This is a genomic window from Bacteroidetes Order II. bacterium (genome assembly GCA_016788705.1).
Classification (GTDB): Bacteria; Bacteroidota; Rhodothermia; order Rhodothermales; family UBA2364; genus UBA2364.
On the sequence record JAEUSQ010000059.1, the window covers coordinates 159,439 to 175,813 of the forward strand.

Consider the following 16,375-nt stretch of genomic DNA (forward strand, 5'->3'; position numbering starts at 1 on the left):
ATTGAATTGAATTGAATTGAATTGAATTGAATTGAATTGAATTGAATTGAAGTTACAACCACTATAAAGTAAAGTCAATAGTGGTATAAAATTTTCCTGATCATAACAACATCATTTTTTTCCTCACTTTTTTTGTATGGAAAACATGGCTTTGGTCTTTCTGGATATTGGCTTAGGTATAGTAGGGTCATAGAAGGTAGCAATCGGCATCAGTCTTTTGCCTGGATGTTATTGACAGCACCCAACGTAGCTTGATCAAAATTGATATTCGGGAAGCAAAATCTGAGTTTGCCTTACAAGGCTTCAAATTAACGCATGGACTGGGTTTGAAGAACTGGATTAACTTTGTCTTTACGACGGTAAGTCTATATCGCATACTGGGTGTTCCGTACACCAATTATATGAACAAAAACGAGGAATCTTGCACCCGAACGGTTTATTCCATCACGAACATCAAAAGTTGTGAAGGACGGCACACCTCGCACGGGTCATTATTAAAGATCAGCCTCAAAGTGTTGATTCTTATATAACGCCTGCCAAAATCAAACAACTTGGGGCGATGTTTGCGGTAAAACTTGAATAACACGCTACATCAACACCTGTTTACTACTTTTACCAGCGCTCACGATCTTGCTATAACGATAGAAGATTGGCAAGATTGGCCAACATATAGTCGCACTTAGATAAAACAAATTCTCATAAAAAAAGGCTACCTTTGACAGATAGCCTTTTCCTATATGTAAGCTCGGTTATGGCTTGGTAAATGCCGTCAGTACGGTATTTCCACCAGGGTATTGGCCGCGTAAATAAACCACATCCCCCGACTTATAGCTTTTGTATTCGCGCAAGAAATCCGTCTTAGATTTCACCACCGTCATGTCATTCCGGCTCTTCCCCACGAACTGAATCAGGAAGTTGGTACGTAAGTCGGCTTCTTTAAAGGCAATGCCAATTGGCGAGACATCGGTCACGAGCACCCCCGAAGCATTCTCACCGAATTTCAGGCGCTGCCGCACGTCGGTGGTCAGGTTTTCTAACGAGAAGCCCAATTTATCGAGTGTGGTTTTGGCATCCTCGTCTTCTCCGGCCTCACCTCCTGCACCTGTTCCGGCATCTGCAAGGGTCTCGGCGGGGCGTTCAGCCAAAGTGACCGTCGTTTTCTTTTCTTTTCCATCGCGGAAGTAGGTTAAAACCACCTTCGTCCCGGGTGGCATATTGGCCACCATAGAGCGTAGTTGATCTGGACCATTGATTTTACGACCGTTTACGGCGGTAATCACATCGTCGGCGACCAGCCCCGATTTTTGCGCGGGCGAATCGTCATTCACACTGCTGACCAATGCCCCGCCAGTCGGTAAGTTCATCGCACGTGCCAATCCACTTGGGACAGGTGCGGGCATCAGCCCCAGAAATCCATAGCTCACCTTACCCTTGTTGATGATTTGGTCCACCGAATTGCGGACAATGTCTGCCGGGATCGCAAATCCGATGCCCTGAAAACCACCAGAACGGGAAAGGATGGCCGAATTCACCCCAATGACCTTGCCTTGAAGGTTCAGCAGTGGGCCACCGGAGTTTCCTGGATTAATGGCGGCATCTGTTTGGATAAAGCTAGAGAAAGTGGTAAGGTCTGCTTTATTGCGTCCCATCGCGCTAATAATACCCGCCGTAACCGTGTTTCCAAGCTCTTGTTCGAAGGGCGAACCAATGGCCACTACCCATTGTCCAACCCGTAAATTGGTCACCTCTCCCAATTGGACGGTTGGGAAGCCACTACCTTCGATTTTGATCACGGCGAGGTCGTTGCTCGCATCCGTACCAATGACCTTCGCTTTATAGGTTTTGCTATCGAAGGTTTTCACTTCCAATTCGGTTGCATCTTTAACAACGTGGTTATTGGTCACAATATAACCATCTTCCCGGATCAGAAAGCCGGAACCAAGCCCTTGTTGGAATTGGTCGCGGGAGCGGGGAGGACTGTTTTCACCGCCTTCTTCTTGTTCCTCGAAGAAAAAGCGGAAAGGCGAGTTGCCACCAAACGGATTGGCCATGCCTTTTACTTTTTGGGTGGGGATCACTTGTACTACGGCAGGATTAACGGCTTCGGCAACCGCAGAAAATGCATTTCCAAGGTCTTCCGGCGTGGGTATTTCGGAAGCAGCATGGACTTCGTTGGGCGCAAAAAATTTGGAACCGGCGGTAAATGCCATACCACCGCCAAAGGCGGAGACCGCTACCAGGATCCCCATGAGCACTTTTCGCTTCATGTCTTTCATAGCTTATGGGTTAAGATTTTGAATGGTTAGAGTTTACAAGATGGTTGCTTTCACGCAAAAATGTGGCTTGGGTTTCAGGTACAAAACCAAAGACATGCGTCTGAACGAATTCGGACGCATGTCTGATGTTCCAAACCACAGAACATGAATCGTAGCGAAGGAGAAACGGCCTTACTACGGCCAATATTGTGTTTGGGATAAAAAAAGACTCCCTCCAAGAAAGCCTTTCTTTCCAAATCGAAACCCGAAAAGTGGGCATTAGCTTCCTGGAATTCCCGCCTCGGTCATACTCCGCACATCCAAGACAGCATCCAGTTCTTCATCGGTCAACAAGCCCAATTCTTTTACCACCACACGAACGGATTTGTGTTCTTTGGCTGCTTGTTTGGCCACTTTGGCGGCCATGTCATAGCCGATGGTTCGGTTGAGGGCGGTCGCAATTGAGGGATTGAGTTCCAGTAATTCTTTACAACGGGCTTCGTTTGCCACAATCCCATCAAGACATTTCGTTCGGAAGGCATCGAGACCATTAGACAAAATAGAGACACTTTCGAGCATGGCATATGCCATAACAGGCATCATCACATTCAACTCAAAATTCCCCATTTGCCCGCCGACGGTAATGGTTGTCAGGTTGCCTTGCACCCGTGCAGAAACCATCATCAGGGCCTCGCTCATCACCGGATTTACCTTACCGGGCATGATAGAAGAGCCGGGCTGAAGGTCGGGCAATAAGATTTCGCTGAGGCCGCTGGTTGGGCCAGAACCGAGCCAACGAATGTCATTGACGATTTTCATCACCGAAACCGCAAGCGCATTTAGGGCGCCAGCCACCGAGACATACGCATCTTTGGAAGCCTGCGCCTCCATGTGGTTTTCGGCCTCGTGGAAGGCGATAAAGGTTTGTTCGGAGATGGCCGCAATGGCATTCACGGGAAAAGCAGGCGGGCAGTTGATCCCCGTTCCGGTAGCTGTTCCACCGAGTGCAAGTTCCGAGAGTTCTTCCGAAGCATGTTTAATACGGGTGCGGGCTTTGGCGATTTGTGCAGCATATCCACCAAATTCCTGCCCCAACCGAACGGGCGTGGCATCCATGAGATGGGTACGACCACTTTTAACCACATGATCAAAGGCTTCGGCTTTGGCTTTTAGCGATTCCTCGAAGGTCGTTAGGGCGGGGAGCAGTTCCTGCTCGATGGCCACCCGCGCTGCCACGTGCATGGCTGTTGGGATTACATCGTTCGAGGATTGCGACATATTTACGTGGTCGTTGGGATGAATGAGTTTGCCCCCGCGTTCCCCTCCCATTGCCACCGTGCCAAGATTAGAAATCACCTCGTTGGCATTCATATTGGTTGAGGTGCCGGAGCCTGTCTGGAAAATATCCAAGACAAATTCGGCATCCATTTCACCCGCGATGACTTTATCACAAGCGGCCTGAATTACCGCAGACTTTTCGGCATCCAATAAACCTATTTTTTCATTGGCAATGGCACAGGATTTTTTAACAATGCCCAATGCCTCGATAAAGCGGCGTGGAAAGCGCAGGGCACTGATGGGAAAATTATGCTTAGCACGTTCGGTTTGTGAGCCATACCAAGCAGATGCCGGAACCTGGACATCGCCCATAGAGTCCCGTTCAATACGAAATTCACTCATAACAGTCTGGATTATAGGGTCTGAATATCATTATTGTTGATTATTGAAAGCGCATTCCGGCGCAATTAAAAAAGGTACGTATGCCTGCTTGAATTCACCGTCAAAACGTTCCCTCCTATATGAAAATCTTTCAAACCGTTGCCGAAGTCCAGTCTTTTTCCTCCAGTATCCAGCAATCAGGCCTTCGTTTGGCGCTTGTCCCCACCATGGGCGCATTGCACGAAGGTCATTTACGTTTGGTGGACGAAGCCCGCCGCCATGCCGAAAAAGTGGTGGTCTCCATTTTTGTAAACCCGACACAATTTGGCCCGAACGAGGATTTCAGTCGTTACCCAAGAACCTTAGAAGCAGACCTTTCGGCCCTTTCTGAGCGGGGGGTATCGGGCGTATTTACCCCTTCCGTTATCGAGATGTATCCTCCTAACGACCAGACATGGGTGTATGTTGTGGGGTTAGATACGCATCTTTGCGGCCCGTTTCGTCCGGAGCATTTCCGGGGTGTCACCACCATAGTGGCACGGCTTTTTTTGGCTTGTCGGCCACACGTAGCGGTTTTTGGCCTGAAGGATGCCCAACAATTTTTAATCCTTCGGCGGATGGTGCGCGACCTGCACTTTGGCATCGAGATGGTGGGCATGGCAACCGTGCGCGAGGCAGATGGTTTGGCCATGTCTTCCCGAAATCGGTATCTCACCGAAGCAGACCGCCAGAAAGCATCGGTTATTTCTAAGGCCGTTTTTTTAGGGCGCGACCTGATTGCTGGCGGAGAACGAAACCCCGCCCTGGTAGAGAACGCCATGCGCGAGGTGATGGAATCGGTGGCGGGTGTATCGGTTCAATATGCCGAAGTGGTGGACACCGAGCAACTCCAACGTCCTGTCTACTTACAACCAGAGACCGATTATTTGGTGGCAGTTGCAGCGTATATTGGCCAAACGCGGTTGATAGATAACCAATTCGTTTCCACCGGAAATTTAGCGACTTGATCCCTTATTCAACATAGCCTTGTCTTATGACCCTCTCTTGGAATGAAATCAAACAACGTACGGTGGCTTTTTCTAAGGAATCAGAAAGTGATACAAACAAAGATGCAGCAGCCAAGTCGTTTTGGGATCGCTTTTTTAACATTTTTGGCATTGCTCGTCAGTAGGTGGCCACCTTTGAGCAGAACGTCCGCAAGCCCAATCAAAAACAAGGCTTTATAGACCTTATATGGAAAGGCCAACTGCTTATCGAGTATAAGTCCGCGTGGAAAAGATTTAGAAAAAGCCTTTGAACAAGCCAAGTCTTACTTACCTAAGCAATTTTGGTAACTTTTGCCGTCGAATTGTCCTTTACGTTGTCGGGCTTGGCGACCTTATTGCGTACCGATTATCCGATTATCAGCCAGCATTGGGCGTTGAGTTTATTTCCGTTGCCGATGGCCGGGCAATGTCGCGAATAGCGCGAATCGTCCAAAACATTATTTCTGCTATCCCCAATGTGCCTGATGACGTTTTTAATCAGCAACCATTGAGGCTAAGTAGGTTCTTTTGGATAGTTTATGATATGGATGCCCAATCAAGTTAGGCATGATGGGCTTTTGATTGCCGAGTACGTCATTCTCGCGAAAACGGGAATCCATTTTGCAAAATGCTTAACATAAACTAACTGACACAGCCTACTTAATTGGCATGACAACATATCAAAACGTACTCAGCCGGATCCAAATTACACAAACTGGCGATTTTGCACGCAACGACTTTGACGGCAGTATCGGCGGAAAATTGCTATTAGGCCATAAACTGACCGTAGATTACCCAAACCGCAAAATATACATCGAGCCTTCGGCCTCCAATCAACACCCAGAACAACCTTAACTTTCTTTGCCTCTATTTGGGCCGAGTTTAAGGGCTATACCCCACTTCAGAACAATCTTCTCGGTCGGAAAACGATTATGGATGTCCTCGTTCACGAAAACACAATATAACTTGACATTGACGGCTAAAAAGAGTATTCTTCGCATCTCTTCCCTTTCCGTTCACTGAATCTACATACCCATGAGATCAACATTACTCGTTGTGTTGTTACTCCATTCATTCGCGTTACTTCATGCCCAATCTGCTTTTGGCGGTCTCGCCGTTGGTGCTGCCTATGGTATTGATCGGATAGATAGCGCGAGCCTTAACTCCTTTGTCGAATCGTTTAATACATATTATGCAGCGAATATCAAAGCCAAATATGCTTCTTTTCCAGAGGCATTACCCGGCCCGGTAATTCGAGTGGGTTACCGAGGTTCCGGATTGGCGGGCAGCAAATTGGCAATGGCTTTTCAATACCAAACGGGAAAACATCATATACCACGATCTGCTACATTGGGTACGGGCCTCAAAAATGAATTGGATTTAGATGTCGTGAACCGCGATGTGTTAATAGAAGTGGGCGTTGGCGGCAAACGTGGCTTCCTGAATGCGCTGATGCAGGGGCAATTTCGCAACAGCACCATCACCTATTATACTGTTTATCAGGATGGTTCGCGTAGTATTGGTTATGAATTTGACATTAACGGTTATTACGAGGTGTCCACACCCGAAATTATGGCAGGGGTTTCTGCCGGTTTACAACTCGGAAAGCGGGTGATCATTCCCATTCAAGTGGCTTTTCCAGTCTGGCTTCCCGGAGGCGACTTTATCAACATGACCGATTACGACACCAGTCGCTACCGTTCCAATGACTTCCCGCGTGAATTTGACTTTTGGGTCAAAGATCGCTTGGGTGTGGACGAAGGAAATGCCATCACCGAAGGTAACTTTCGCGGCATGCGGATTTCTATCGGAGTAGAAATCTTATTAACCCGTTGATATTTTTAATTTTAGGAAGAAAATCATGGACTTACGGCTATCATGTATTGGCTTGGCCATTATCTGCTTCTTTTCGGGTTGTGACCTCTTCGACGCGCCGAAAGAACGTTATATATCTAAAATGCTGGGGACATGGGACATCACAGAATTGAATCATATTTCTATTCTGCAAAATGGTACCACGCAGACCTTACTCCGGCAAGAAAACGCGGGTACTTTTGTTGCGTTTAAAGGCCCCGTTTGCGGAGAGGGCTTAGGTGGCGCCCTTACCTATTGCAATGACTTCACCTATAACGGCCCCCTTTCTGGCCCTGTTCGAGCAGTCCCAATGCCCAGACAAGGCTCGTTTAGCGTGGATGCCACCGCAAAACGTGTCATTTTCATTCTCTCGGAGTGCAGCAGCCTCATTGGGTGTGACCGAGCTTGGACAGTTGAGAAAAATACCGCACAAGAACAGGTTTGGTCGTATTATAAGGTGGGTCCAAACGAAGCCTATACCGACAAATTGACCTTGACGATGCGAAAACAATGAGTAAATGGTTTTTCTTACTGCTTCTGGCCTCGGTAGTTGCGGGCTGTGATTCGGGCGAGTTGCCTTGTGATGGTTTTGAATGTGAGATTGCCGGAAAATGGGACATTCATACCATTGATGGAACTGCAGGACATTGGGGAACATTAGAGGTGTATAAAAGCAAAACAGGTGGCCGTCTTACCTTCCATTCGGGGACGGCAATGCCTCTGTTGTTCAGTGCTTTTGGGGGCGGTTATTGGGGGGACGATGATCTGCGATTGAGTCTCTGGAACCTGACCATGCCCGATGGAAGGTTAATGTCTTTTGAAACCGGGATCACACAATGGGCCAAAGACGCCTTTACCCTACGGGTGACCAAATCGGCAGGAGATAACCCATTAGCAATGTTGAACTTGGGTAGGATTTGGGAACTAAAAAGGCAATAAATACGCCACCAAACAACACAAAGGAATATTTTAGCTGAAACACTTCCGAAACGATTAGCCTAAGTTGTGCTCACCCAATCGCTTCTATTTTGGCCAAAAGTCCAACCGCTTGTTGTAATGTTTCTGGCTTGCCCACATCCATCCAATGTGATTCATCGTGATAATGCGCTTTAATCGGAAAACGCCCTCCCAACTCAAGGTAGGTGTCTATGATGGAGAAACGTCCTGTTTGCGAGATTTCTGAAAAAATTTCTGGGCAAATGACATGTATGCCACTAAACGAGCGCTCTCGACAAGACCCCGGAGTTGGTCGCGCCCATTTTTCCTCGCCTGTTTTCAGGTTACGCCAGCCGCACAACACTTCTTGCTCATCAAACAAAAGCACCCGCGAGGTTTTGCGGCCACTAACTGCTAACGTTGCCAAGGCACCACTTTTGATGTGGTCCTCATAAATTTCCAGCAGGTTTAAGTCAGACAAAATGTCCACATTGTGTACCAGAAAGGGTTTGCCATCGTCAAAAAACCACGCCGCCTTTTGAAGCCCACCACCCGTTTCCAAAAGGGCCTCTCGCTCGTCCGATATGGTGATATTGACCCCAAAGTTGTCATGCTCGGCTAAATAATCCACAATCATGTCTGGAAAGTGGTGGACATTGATGATGAGATCCTTGAATCCAAATCGCTTCAAGCGAAGAATAATCAGGCCAAGCAATGGCGTTCCATTTACTTCGACCAATGCTTTAGGAACAGATTCTGTTAGCGGACGCAGGCGCGTGCCCAGTCCGGCAGCAAAAATCATGGCTTTCATAGACGATAATGTAGGCGTTGAGGGGGGAGAAACACATGATTAATATACGGTGCTTGGACGAATTCCGAGCCATCTGGTTAAAAAGTGTAAAAAAAAGCCGAACACATTTGTTCGGCTTTTGTGGTGGCAACAAGTTCTTTCCCGTATTGCTTCCTTAAGGGCCACCGATGGTCATCATCGCACCGTCTTTCCCAATACGGCCAATGTAGCGACCAATTATTTGCACATCTTCAAATTCAAAGCGCTGCTTATCCACAAGGATGTCTTCCAATTCGTGGTTGGCAGGCTCCAGTCGCAATCCGGTTGACTCACGGAATACCCGTTTAAGGGTGGTTTCCCCATCTACCATAACCGCACCAATTGTTCCATTGGGTAAATCGGTTTCTTGCGACAACAAAACATAGTCACCATCCAAGATACCCGCTTCAATCATGGAATTACCCTTCACACGGAGGGCAAACATCCGCTCTAATTTCGGAAACAAATCTTCTAACGTCAGATCGCCCAAGTCCTCACCCACGGCTTCTTGCAAGGCACCCGCTGTAATAATCCCAGACACCGGAATGCCGCGCGAGACAAGGGGTATTTCCAATTCCTGATGCGGGAAATGGTATCCGTTTCCATCTCGGACAAGATACCCTTTTTTTACAAGCGCCTGTAGGTTTTGGGTAACGCTGTTGGGAGACCGAAACCCAAATTCATCTACCAAATCTCCATATGTCGGCCAATTAGAACTGGATCGAACATAGTTTTTTATGTAGTGCAGCACTTCTTGTTGCTTGGGCGTGAGTTGTTTTCTGTTAATCATGGTAAAAGAAAAGGTTGATCGTTTAAGCCGCAGCAGCCATAACCATTCTGCCGGAGTGGTTCACCCTCCCTATGTATCGGCCCAGTACCCGAACTTCCTCGAAGAGGGCTGGGTGGATTTTTACGCCGGGGAACTCATCATTTGCCGGAACCAGGTGGAGGCCCTGTTCGTCAGTATATATACGTTTTAAGGTTGTTTGTCCATTATATAAAACGGCTCCAATACCGCCATTTGGAATGTCTTCGTCTATTAATAAGACCAAATCCCCATCCTGAATACCTGCATTAATCATCGAAGAACCTTTCACGCGGAGGGCAAACATACGATTATACCGATGACGGTTGAGCAGGTCTATCGTAATGGTTCCCAAATTTTCCTCAACCGCTTCTTGCAAACAACCAGCAGTAATAACGCCTCGAATCCGGATTTTGCGTCTTTGCCGTTCTTCTTCGGGCGTGGTTAATTGGTATCCATTAAGATCTTTCCGAAGGTATCCTTTTTTTTGCAAGGCTTGCAGGTTTTGGGTCACACTGTTTGGGGAGCGGAAGTCAAAGCGGTCTGAAATATCGTTATACGTGGGCCACAAGCCCGTCTCGCGAACATAATCCTGCAAGAATTGCAGAAAAGCCATTTGTTTGGGAGTGAGGGGGTTGCGATTTATCATGGCGGTTTGGTATGACAATGCTTTTACTTGTGTCTTACATATATAATACATTATTTCAATGGTCTTGTCAAGCATTTTCAGGAGGCACACATATGTTAAATATAAAATTAGGGTGGATCAGGCGTTCATTTGGGCCAATACGTCGCGGGTACGGGATCGGTGCAAGCCTTCAAAATGGTGGGCCAGATAGGCATCTATGAGTTGTCGTACCTCGCTTTGGGTTTGCGGATTAAGTGCAAATCTCAGCAGTGTTTCTAAAGGGGCCAAAGCAAGGATGGCCAAGGCACGCAAGGCCGCCCGACTGGCACGTTTCGCGATACCTTGAATTGGGGTATGCGCTGGTAGAACGGCTCCCTGCTCCAGCAAAAACCAGCCCCCTTCTTCGCCCACGGCTTCCACGGTTGTTTTTTCAATGTGGGGTGCAACGCCAAACAGAACGGCAAGTCTTAACTCAAAATAAAACAAAATGTTATCGGCATGTTGTGTCGCATCATTCAAGGTGGCAAGTACTTCTAATAACAAGGTAAAGAGCGGGATATTGATAGCCTCTGCTTCGGAAACGGCATCCACCAGTTCCACCATCTGAAATGCCAATGCGGTTTTAGCCGGATCACGGAGCAGGTCGTAAAAGGGGTGTAGTCGGGTGGTTTCGCTCAGTGTTTGTAGATCCCGTGTAGGCTTGTGGTAATAAACCACCTGAATATACGAAAGAGGCTCTAACGTGGCCCCAAAGCGACTTTTGAGGGACCTTGCCCCCTTCGCTAAAACCGAAACCTTGCCTTTTTTTCGCGTGAAAAGGGTAATAATTTGGCTTGTTTCGCCATAGTTCATACGGCGCAGGACAATGGCTTCGGATTTCAGTATCATGGATTTACGTTAGATGACATCCTAAACGACGCCGACGGCTTTGGGGCACATCGGTCCGAAAAATATAACACATCATAGCTTGTCCGAAATTTATTGGGGTTGAACCGATTCTGGTGGCCCTTTTGTTTTAAACCTAATTTGCACAACCGAATAGGCCTCCCCTCGGAAAGAAGCCTCCAATGATATTTGATTCACTCCATTCGTCAACGAAGGGGGGGGCATTGGCAGGGTTAGGGTAGCACGCTGGCGGCCTTTCGCATCATAAATCCGGACAAGCGGCGTACCATCCACCACCACGCTTTCATTGGGTTGAAGGCTAACAGGCAGCCTTAACTCCGCCGACCGATTGAGTACCAACACCGGATGTTCGATGGCGCCGGATTCTCCGGTTTCGGTGTTGGATGCGAGGACTTCCAGCCGAAATTGCAAAGGTTGGCTTTCATGGGGGTTTGTTACCTGAAAACTACTGGCCGTGGGTTCTCCGGGCTGTAGGTCTCGTTTTTGGTGCTGGAAGGAAGGAGACGAGTGAAATGGATACAGTTCCCATTGATTATTGGCTATTTTTCTAAGGTGAAATTCATTCTCAGGGTTTTTCAGGCGTTCGCGTTGTTCATCACTAAAAGCATGGGAAAGGCGTGCCTGTTCCCATTCGCGAATAGCGTCTAATAACACGGACGTTAAGGGGTTTTTTTGGGCGTCGTTTACGCGAAGCACCATCGCAAAACCTGCTTTATAACCCGCTGCTCGTGCCAGCATCCACTCCATTTCCGAAAGCGAAGTGGTGGCCGTCATCAGATACCAGCCCAACATATTGGGCATAAAATTTCGTTCAAAGAGCGATTGATTCTTGATCCTGTATTCTTGCATACTTTCCCGAAAGCCGCCATACCAAGGTTCTCCCTAATTACAATACGTATTCATATGCCAGTAGAAGTGTTTGGAATTACTGGTCCCATTCACCACAAAATGCTTTGCGTTATCGTAAAATACTTTAGAAAACGCCTCGATGCCATAGTCCCCTTGCCCACTTGCAGCGCCCCCTTCGTGCCCATCAAAGTCTAGGTGGTCAATGCCTGTCTCATTAAACAGTTGTGCCAGCTTTCGGGCAATCTCGTGTTGTAACGAGAGGTTGGGAAAAACCACTTCGTAGGCGTGATCAAATAATTTGGCTACTTCGGCAGTTTTTGGATGTGCCGTTGCCGTGCTCCCAAAAGCGCCGCGCTGGCAATCCAATAATTGATAAGGTGCGGTTTTTGAAACAGCCCTATACCGGATCAATTCATCGCCAATACGTATCAGCCGTAGCCAGTTATCTTGGTTATAATCAAAATACGTTGGTGTTTCAATGGGGATTGAGGTGGCATCGGCAGAAATGGATTCGGCGAGGGTGCTGCTCCCACGTTTGACCAAGCGTTTATCCGGAACAGGTGAAACATAAGGATCGGTTGGATGAATAAAATTGGTTAGGGTATGCACACCAAAATGAATGCCAGCCGCATGGGCTTTCTCGACCGCCCTTTTCACCCCTGCCGTTCCATTCGGAAAAAAGAGGGGGTTCCAGGCATAAGTACCCCACGTATTAAAAGGGCCTTCATGATAGAGCGACATCAGACCTGACCGCTTGGTATAGGCAATCATTTCGTCCACCTGCGCTTCGTTGAAATTGGAAATGATGTAGGATCGGCCCATTTGAGGGGATTTCTTAATCCAAACCCCTTTATAAACCCGATGTGGCAACCCTTCTGCCTGTTCAATGGCACCAATGGTGTCTAATGCCTCGCCTCCCGGAACACCGAATAATGCAATTTTAGAACCCGTTACCGTTTCCTTTTCCAAAGGCTCGATGGGCATATTTTTAAAAACACCATTCCATACATCTGCAAAGCGAGGACGCGACCGGTTGATGGAATAAGCCTGCAACGTACTGCCCCAACGTGTAGGCAAAGCGGTGGAGCCTCGTGAACCGTCGTACCCCTCGTCATTTTTGGGGTATCCGCCTATGGTCTTGAGGTTGAGTGCCTGAATGCCAATCGCAAATTGGTCATTGCGAACCACCCCCACAATCTCTCCTATGGTTTCTCGGATGGTGGTGGCGAATGAACCCCAAAGTACCCGGTCTATCTGAAGGGCAGGCGTTGCTTTTGTTACTTCAAATACCAGATGCGTGGATTTTTGCTCCACCCGAATGTCCACCCGAATCGGGCTTGGTCGGAAAAAGAGGGAAAGCACTTTGTTCCGGGCATTCCACTTCATGGCGGATGGCGCCTGCCAAGTATGATCTATATGCCGAACTTGCATCAGCACAGAAACAGTGTCTCGATGGGCATATTCGTGTTGTTGTGTCTTGTCGAACAAGGATATCACCCGCCCACGCGCATCCAACTGCATCCGAAAGGTCAGGTTCTCCAACACGGCTTGGGCACGAAGAAGTGGGCTAATTAGAAAAAAAAGAAGGAGCAACAAAATTCTCATACAGGCGCCGTTTAGGATGGATACGGAAGGAACAAGATAAAGGGGAATCCCGGCCATTACAAATAGGGCGTAACACGTTCATGGATGACCACATATGTGTAAGTCTATTATTAACAAGGATGAACATTGGTTTTGGCATGAAAAATGCGTATCCTTCTATTGAACAGGGATGCCGTAATATATACGCATCTTTCCCTTTAGCTAAATTCTTAACGCAGATGAAAAACATTGCATTGGGCGGACTCATTTCCGCGATAGCCACTTTTATGTGGGGCTTTTTATTTTGGGCTACACCCATAAGCCAGCCAGCGATGAAGCACGCTACACCAGAACAAAACACCGCCATCCGAGAGATGTTGAAGCAAAACCTTGCTGAAACCGGAACCTATTTTATACCCGATCAGATGCACGATATAGATGGCTTTATGCGCGAACACCGCGAAGGCCCCTTGGCCACCCTTCACTTCCGAAGCGAAGGAGCAGAGGCAATGGGCCCCGGTGTGATGCTACAAGGCTTGTTCCATATGTTGCTCGTTTGGCTTTTCGTGGGCTGGGTCTTATCGCAATTGCCACAATTAGACACTTATGCAAAACGATTCCGGACGGTTTTGCTTTTTGGTATTGCTTCAGCAGTATGGAGTACACTGGGAATGCCGATCTGGTACTTCCAACCGTGGGCCTACTGGATGATGACTTGTGTGTATGATATAGGCGCTTGGACAATTGTTGCTGCGATACTGGCGCGGTTTATTAAACCTGTATAAGGCTGGCACAACCTGATGAAGCCGATCGGCCTGTCTTTCAGACGGGCTTTTTTATTACAACACGCAAGCCAACCTACGAAACCACCCGAATGGGGACCCAAATATCTTCTTCTGCCACAGGATCATATGGATTATACCCCTCGCGGAGGATTTCAAAATGGGGACGGTCATCGGTGGTATAACCAGAGTACGGCATCCAATCTACAAAAATATGATGCGCCGTTTGCAGGAAGGTATGCGCAGGGCCTTGATGCCGAAAAACCGCATATAGCCCACCCGGAACGTTTAAAAATGCCAGACCAGAAGGGAGTACGCCCTCTTGGGAGACGGCGACCGCAGCCCACTTCTCGAACTCGGCCTGTGGGTCAGGGCAAACAACAGACCAATTGGGCGCATAGTGCTGAAGGGCGTACAACCCGTCATCGGTGCGGTATGGAATTTGGTTGCGAAGTGGCATAAATGAGCGCCAGAGCTCCGGCGTCCGATCTTGGTTCAGGCACATCATAAGAGAGCTACCTGCAAGTAAAAAACCAGTTCTCTCTATGATTTTGGGAGACTCCATTTTACTTTTTGCTTTTTGGGGTCTTCTTGGCCAACTGCTCCTCCTTCCGCCATTGCACCATCCGTTCAATCAATTCCCAGGGCATCGGGCGATCTAGCGGGAACTGTACCGAACCTTTGCCCTTTTTGTACCCGGCCAAGTCTGCTTTAAACGCCTCAAGGCCCGACGGCGCAGGATAAAACCCGATGTGCCGTTCATAGGCAGCAATGTGTACCAAATTGCCATTGAGTACCCAAGTTGGGATGCCATACGAAATGGCCTCGGTCGCATCTGGTAGAAGGGTGCGAATAAACATCCGCATGTCTTGTAAAATGGATTGGGTGGCCTCCGGAAATTGTGCGATATAATCGTCTATATTTGCAGGCTTGTTCATGGCTGGCGCTGTTCTGTTTTGGATGATGCTGGATGGATGTGATGGATGAGCCATACCGCACCGGATACTTCAACGAGACTCAGTGGGACCGCAAACGCCAGTAGGTCATACGGCAATACATTCATGTTTCCAAGAACCACCCACATCAAAACAAATGCCATAAACCAGCCCCAAAAAATGGCCTCAATAAAAGAAAACCGTCGCAAAAGGGCCGAAAGTGCAATGGCAAGTAAGAAAGACCAAAGCCCCCAAACCGCACCATTAATGGGCTTAGAAGGAAAGGTTAAACCCAGCGAGGCATAGTGCGTAACCCAGTAGGACTTGAATAGGACGTCGTTGCGGATAAATTCGGAAAGACTGATCCAAACCGTTGCAGCCACGATCGCACCAAGACGCGGAAGGATGATTTTATGAGACATACACAAGGATAGCAATTACATCTGGTAAAGACATAATACAAATATACACCATTTAACAGAATAGGCCAAGTGCAGTACAGGATCACAGAACCAATATGCTACGCTTATCGTGTCGCATTCGCAACCTTACCCATGAGGTGGTCTGATTTAGCCGGGCACAAATCTAACTTAACTCTGTGTCCGTGAAAATGGGACTATATCAACGTGTCCGATTTCAGGAACTAATATTGAAGGGGCATTTGCTGGACTGTTTCCCGGAACTAATTTACTCATCAAGCTTTTTTGACCAACGTGATGTGCTTGTAATCCAGCTTCAAGACCTTGTAATTCATTGTATGCACCTACCTTCCAAAGGTTACCTCCCGTCTTAGTGGCCCCCGCAGCAACCTGACTCCCCCTGGATGCAAGACGCGGCCCAGCACTCAGTGCTCTACTGCTTGACAGGACACGCGTACTTTTTACCAAACCACCACCAAATCCACCTGAAAGCGGGGGGTTTCCAACAGTAACCATCGCCCAGGCAATGGCCTCCACCACACCGGCAATGGTATTTAACTGGGCGGTATGATCGGGAAAATACGGTGCGGTCTTCCCGTGATCCAAAAACGTCAGGCTACTTTTTCCCGTTCGTTCCCCACTTGGCACGGCAATGGAGATATTATGGACAACGGTTCCGGGCTTGATGGCATTGCTGGCCGTGGGGTCACACGTTCCACACCACCGATAGCTTCGTTCGTTGTCGTTTTGTGTCACCGTCCATGTCTGCGCCCCATCCGGATCCACGAGATTCACGGGGTCGTTGCCGACGTAGGCATACGGCGTGTGGAACTCCTCGGCGGGGTCTATCGTGTGCCAGCGGGAGAGTTGCGGATCGTACCAACGCACACCATAGTGGTACCATTGTAG

At 48.1% G+C, this 16,375-nt stretch carries 19 protein-coding genes; 7 read left to right on the plus strand and 12 right to left on the minus strand.

Going from position 1 to position 16,375, the window contains the following annotated elements:
- Nucleotides 1–749: 749 nt before the first annotated feature.
- Together JNN12_15800 and JNN12_15805 are read right to left on the minus strand one after the other, a co-directional pair.
- Nucleotides 750–2,276 (minus strand): Do family serine endopeptidase, encoded by a 1,527-nt coding sequence (locus JNN12_15800; GenBank protein MBL7979800.1) that lies wholly within the window; start codon nucleotides 2,274–2,276, stop codon nucleotides 750–752.
- A gap of 258 nt (nucleotides 2,277–2,534) precedes the next feature.
- Nucleotides 2,535–3,935 (minus strand): class II fumarate hydratase, encoded by a 1,401-nt coding sequence (locus JNN12_15805; GenBank protein MBL7979801.1) that lies wholly within the window; start codon nucleotides 3,933–3,935, stop codon nucleotides 2,535–2,537.
- 119 nt (nucleotides 3,936–4,054) lie between these two features.
- Here JNN12_15805 and JNN12_15810 point away from each other — a divergent pair, with 119 nt between their 5' ends.
- The 6 genes from JNN12_15810 (at nucleotide 4,055) to JNN12_15835 (ending at nucleotide 7,732) form a co-directional block, all read left to right on the plus strand.
- Entirely contained in the window at nucleotides 4,055–4,921 is an 867-nt protein-coding gene (locus tag JNN12_15810; GenBank protein ID MBL7979802.1) for a pantoate--beta-alanine ligase, read from the plus strand.
- A gap of 26 nt (nucleotides 4,922–4,947) precedes the next feature.
- A complete protein-coding gene (locus JNN12_15815) occupies nucleotides 4,948–5,085 on the plus strand; it encodes a hypothetical protein (protein MBL7979803.1) in 138 nt (45 codons plus the stop codon).
- Between the two features lie 523 nt (nucleotides 5,086–5,608).
- Nucleotides 5,609–5,794: a hypothetical protein gene (locus tag JNN12_15820; GenBank protein ID MBL7979804.1), complete on the plus strand. Its 186-nt coding sequence runs from the start codon at nucleotides 5,609–5,611 to the stop codon at nucleotides 5,792–5,794.
- A gap of 180 nt (nucleotides 5,795–5,974) precedes the next feature.
- Nucleotides 5,975–6,775 (plus strand): hypothetical protein, encoded by an 801-nt coding sequence (locus tag JNN12_15825; protein ID MBL7979805.1) that lies wholly within the window; start codon nucleotides 5,975–5,977, stop codon nucleotides 6,773–6,775.
- 25 nt (nucleotides 6,776–6,800) lie between these two features.
- On the plus strand, nucleotides 6,801–7,307 hold the full coding sequence (locus JNN12_15830; protein ID MBL7979806.1) for a hypothetical protein: 507 nt from the start codon (nucleotides 6,801–6,803) through the stop codon (nucleotides 7,305–7,307).
- Complete coding sequence (locus tag JNN12_15835; protein MBL7979807.1) at nucleotides 7,304–7,732, plus strand: hypothetical protein; 429 nt, start codon at nucleotides 7,304–7,306, stop codon at nucleotides 7,730–7,732. Before JNN12_15830 ends, JNN12_15835 begins: the two co-directional genes overlap by 4 nt.
- A gap of 70 nt (nucleotides 7,733–7,802) precedes the next feature.
- Here the strand turns inward: JNN12_15835 and JNN12_15840 are convergent, their stop codons facing one another.
- The 6 genes from JNN12_15840 to JNN12_15865 form a co-directional block, all read right to left on the minus strand.
- Nucleotides 7,803–8,540, minus strand: coding sequence for a nucleotidyltransferase family protein (locus tag JNN12_15840; GenBank protein MBL7979808.1), 738 nt, complete (start codon nucleotides 8,538–8,540; stop codon nucleotides 7,803–7,805).
- Nucleotides 8,541–8,694: 154 nt separating this feature from the next.
- On the minus strand, nucleotides 8,695–9,345 hold the full coding sequence (gene lexA / locus JNN12_15845) for a repressor LexA (GenBank protein MBL7979809.1): 651 nt from the start codon (nucleotides 9,343–9,345) through the stop codon (nucleotides 8,695–8,697).
- Between the two features lie 25 nt (nucleotides 9,346–9,370).
- Nucleotides 9,371–10,009, minus strand: coding sequence for a repressor LexA (lexA, locus tag JNN12_15850; GenBank protein ID MBL7979810.1), 639 nt, complete (start codon nucleotides 10,007–10,009; stop codon nucleotides 9,371–9,373).
- A 120-nt stretch (nucleotides 10,010–10,129) separates the two neighbouring features.
- Complete coding sequence (gene recO / locus JNN12_15855) at nucleotides 10,130–10,879, minus strand: DNA repair protein RecO (GenBank protein ID MBL7979811.1); 750 nt, start codon at nucleotides 10,877–10,879, stop codon at nucleotides 10,130–10,132.
- 90 nt (nucleotides 10,880–10,969) lie between these two features.
- Complete coding sequence (locus JNN12_15860; protein ID MBL7979812.1) at nucleotides 10,970–11,746, minus strand: hypothetical protein; 777 nt, start codon at nucleotides 11,744–11,746, stop codon at nucleotides 10,970–10,972.
- A gap of 33 nt (nucleotides 11,747–11,779) precedes the next feature.
- Nucleotides 11,780–13,351 (minus strand): hypothetical protein, encoded by a 1,572-nt coding sequence (locus JNN12_15865; GenBank protein ID MBL7979813.1) that lies wholly within the window; start codon nucleotides 13,349–13,351, stop codon nucleotides 11,780–11,782.
- A 218-nt stretch (nucleotides 13,352–13,569) separates the two neighbouring features.
- Here JNN12_15865 and JNN12_15870 point away from each other — a divergent pair, with 218 nt between their 5' ends.
- Entirely contained in the window at nucleotides 13,570–14,115 is a 546-nt protein-coding gene (locus JNN12_15870; GenBank protein MBL7979814.1) for a hypothetical protein, read from the plus strand.
- Nucleotides 14,116–14,188: 73 nt separating this feature from the next.
- On the opposite strand, the gene JNN12_15875 is transcribed toward JNN12_15870, so the two are convergent.
- The 4 genes from JNN12_15875 to JNN12_15890 all read right to left on the minus strand — a co-directional run.
- A complete protein-coding gene (locus JNN12_15875; protein ID MBL7979815.1) occupies nucleotides 14,189–14,677 on the minus strand; it encodes a GyrI-like domain-containing protein in 489 nt (162 codons plus the stop codon).
- Nucleotide 14,678: 1 nt separating this feature from the next.
- Nucleotides 14,679–15,050 carry a DUF1801 domain-containing protein gene (locus tag JNN12_15880; protein ID MBL7979816.1) on the minus strand — a complete coding sequence of 124 codons (372 nt, stop codon included), beginning with the start codon at nucleotides 15,048–15,050 and terminating at the stop codon, nucleotides 14,679–14,681.
- Nucleotides 15,047–15,469 carry a hypothetical protein gene (locus JNN12_15885; protein ID MBL7979817.1) on the minus strand — a complete coding sequence of 141 codons (423 nt, stop codon included), beginning with the start codon at nucleotides 15,467–15,469 and terminating at the stop codon, nucleotides 15,047–15,049. The genes JNN12_15880 and JNN12_15885 overlap by 4 nt, the downstream gene beginning before the upstream one ends.
- A gap of 168 nt (nucleotides 15,470–15,637) precedes the next feature.
- Nucleotides 15,638–16,375 (minus strand): RHS repeat-associated core domain-containing protein (locus JNN12_15890; GenBank protein MBL7979818.1); only part of this gene is annotated, 738 nt, incomplete at its 5' end.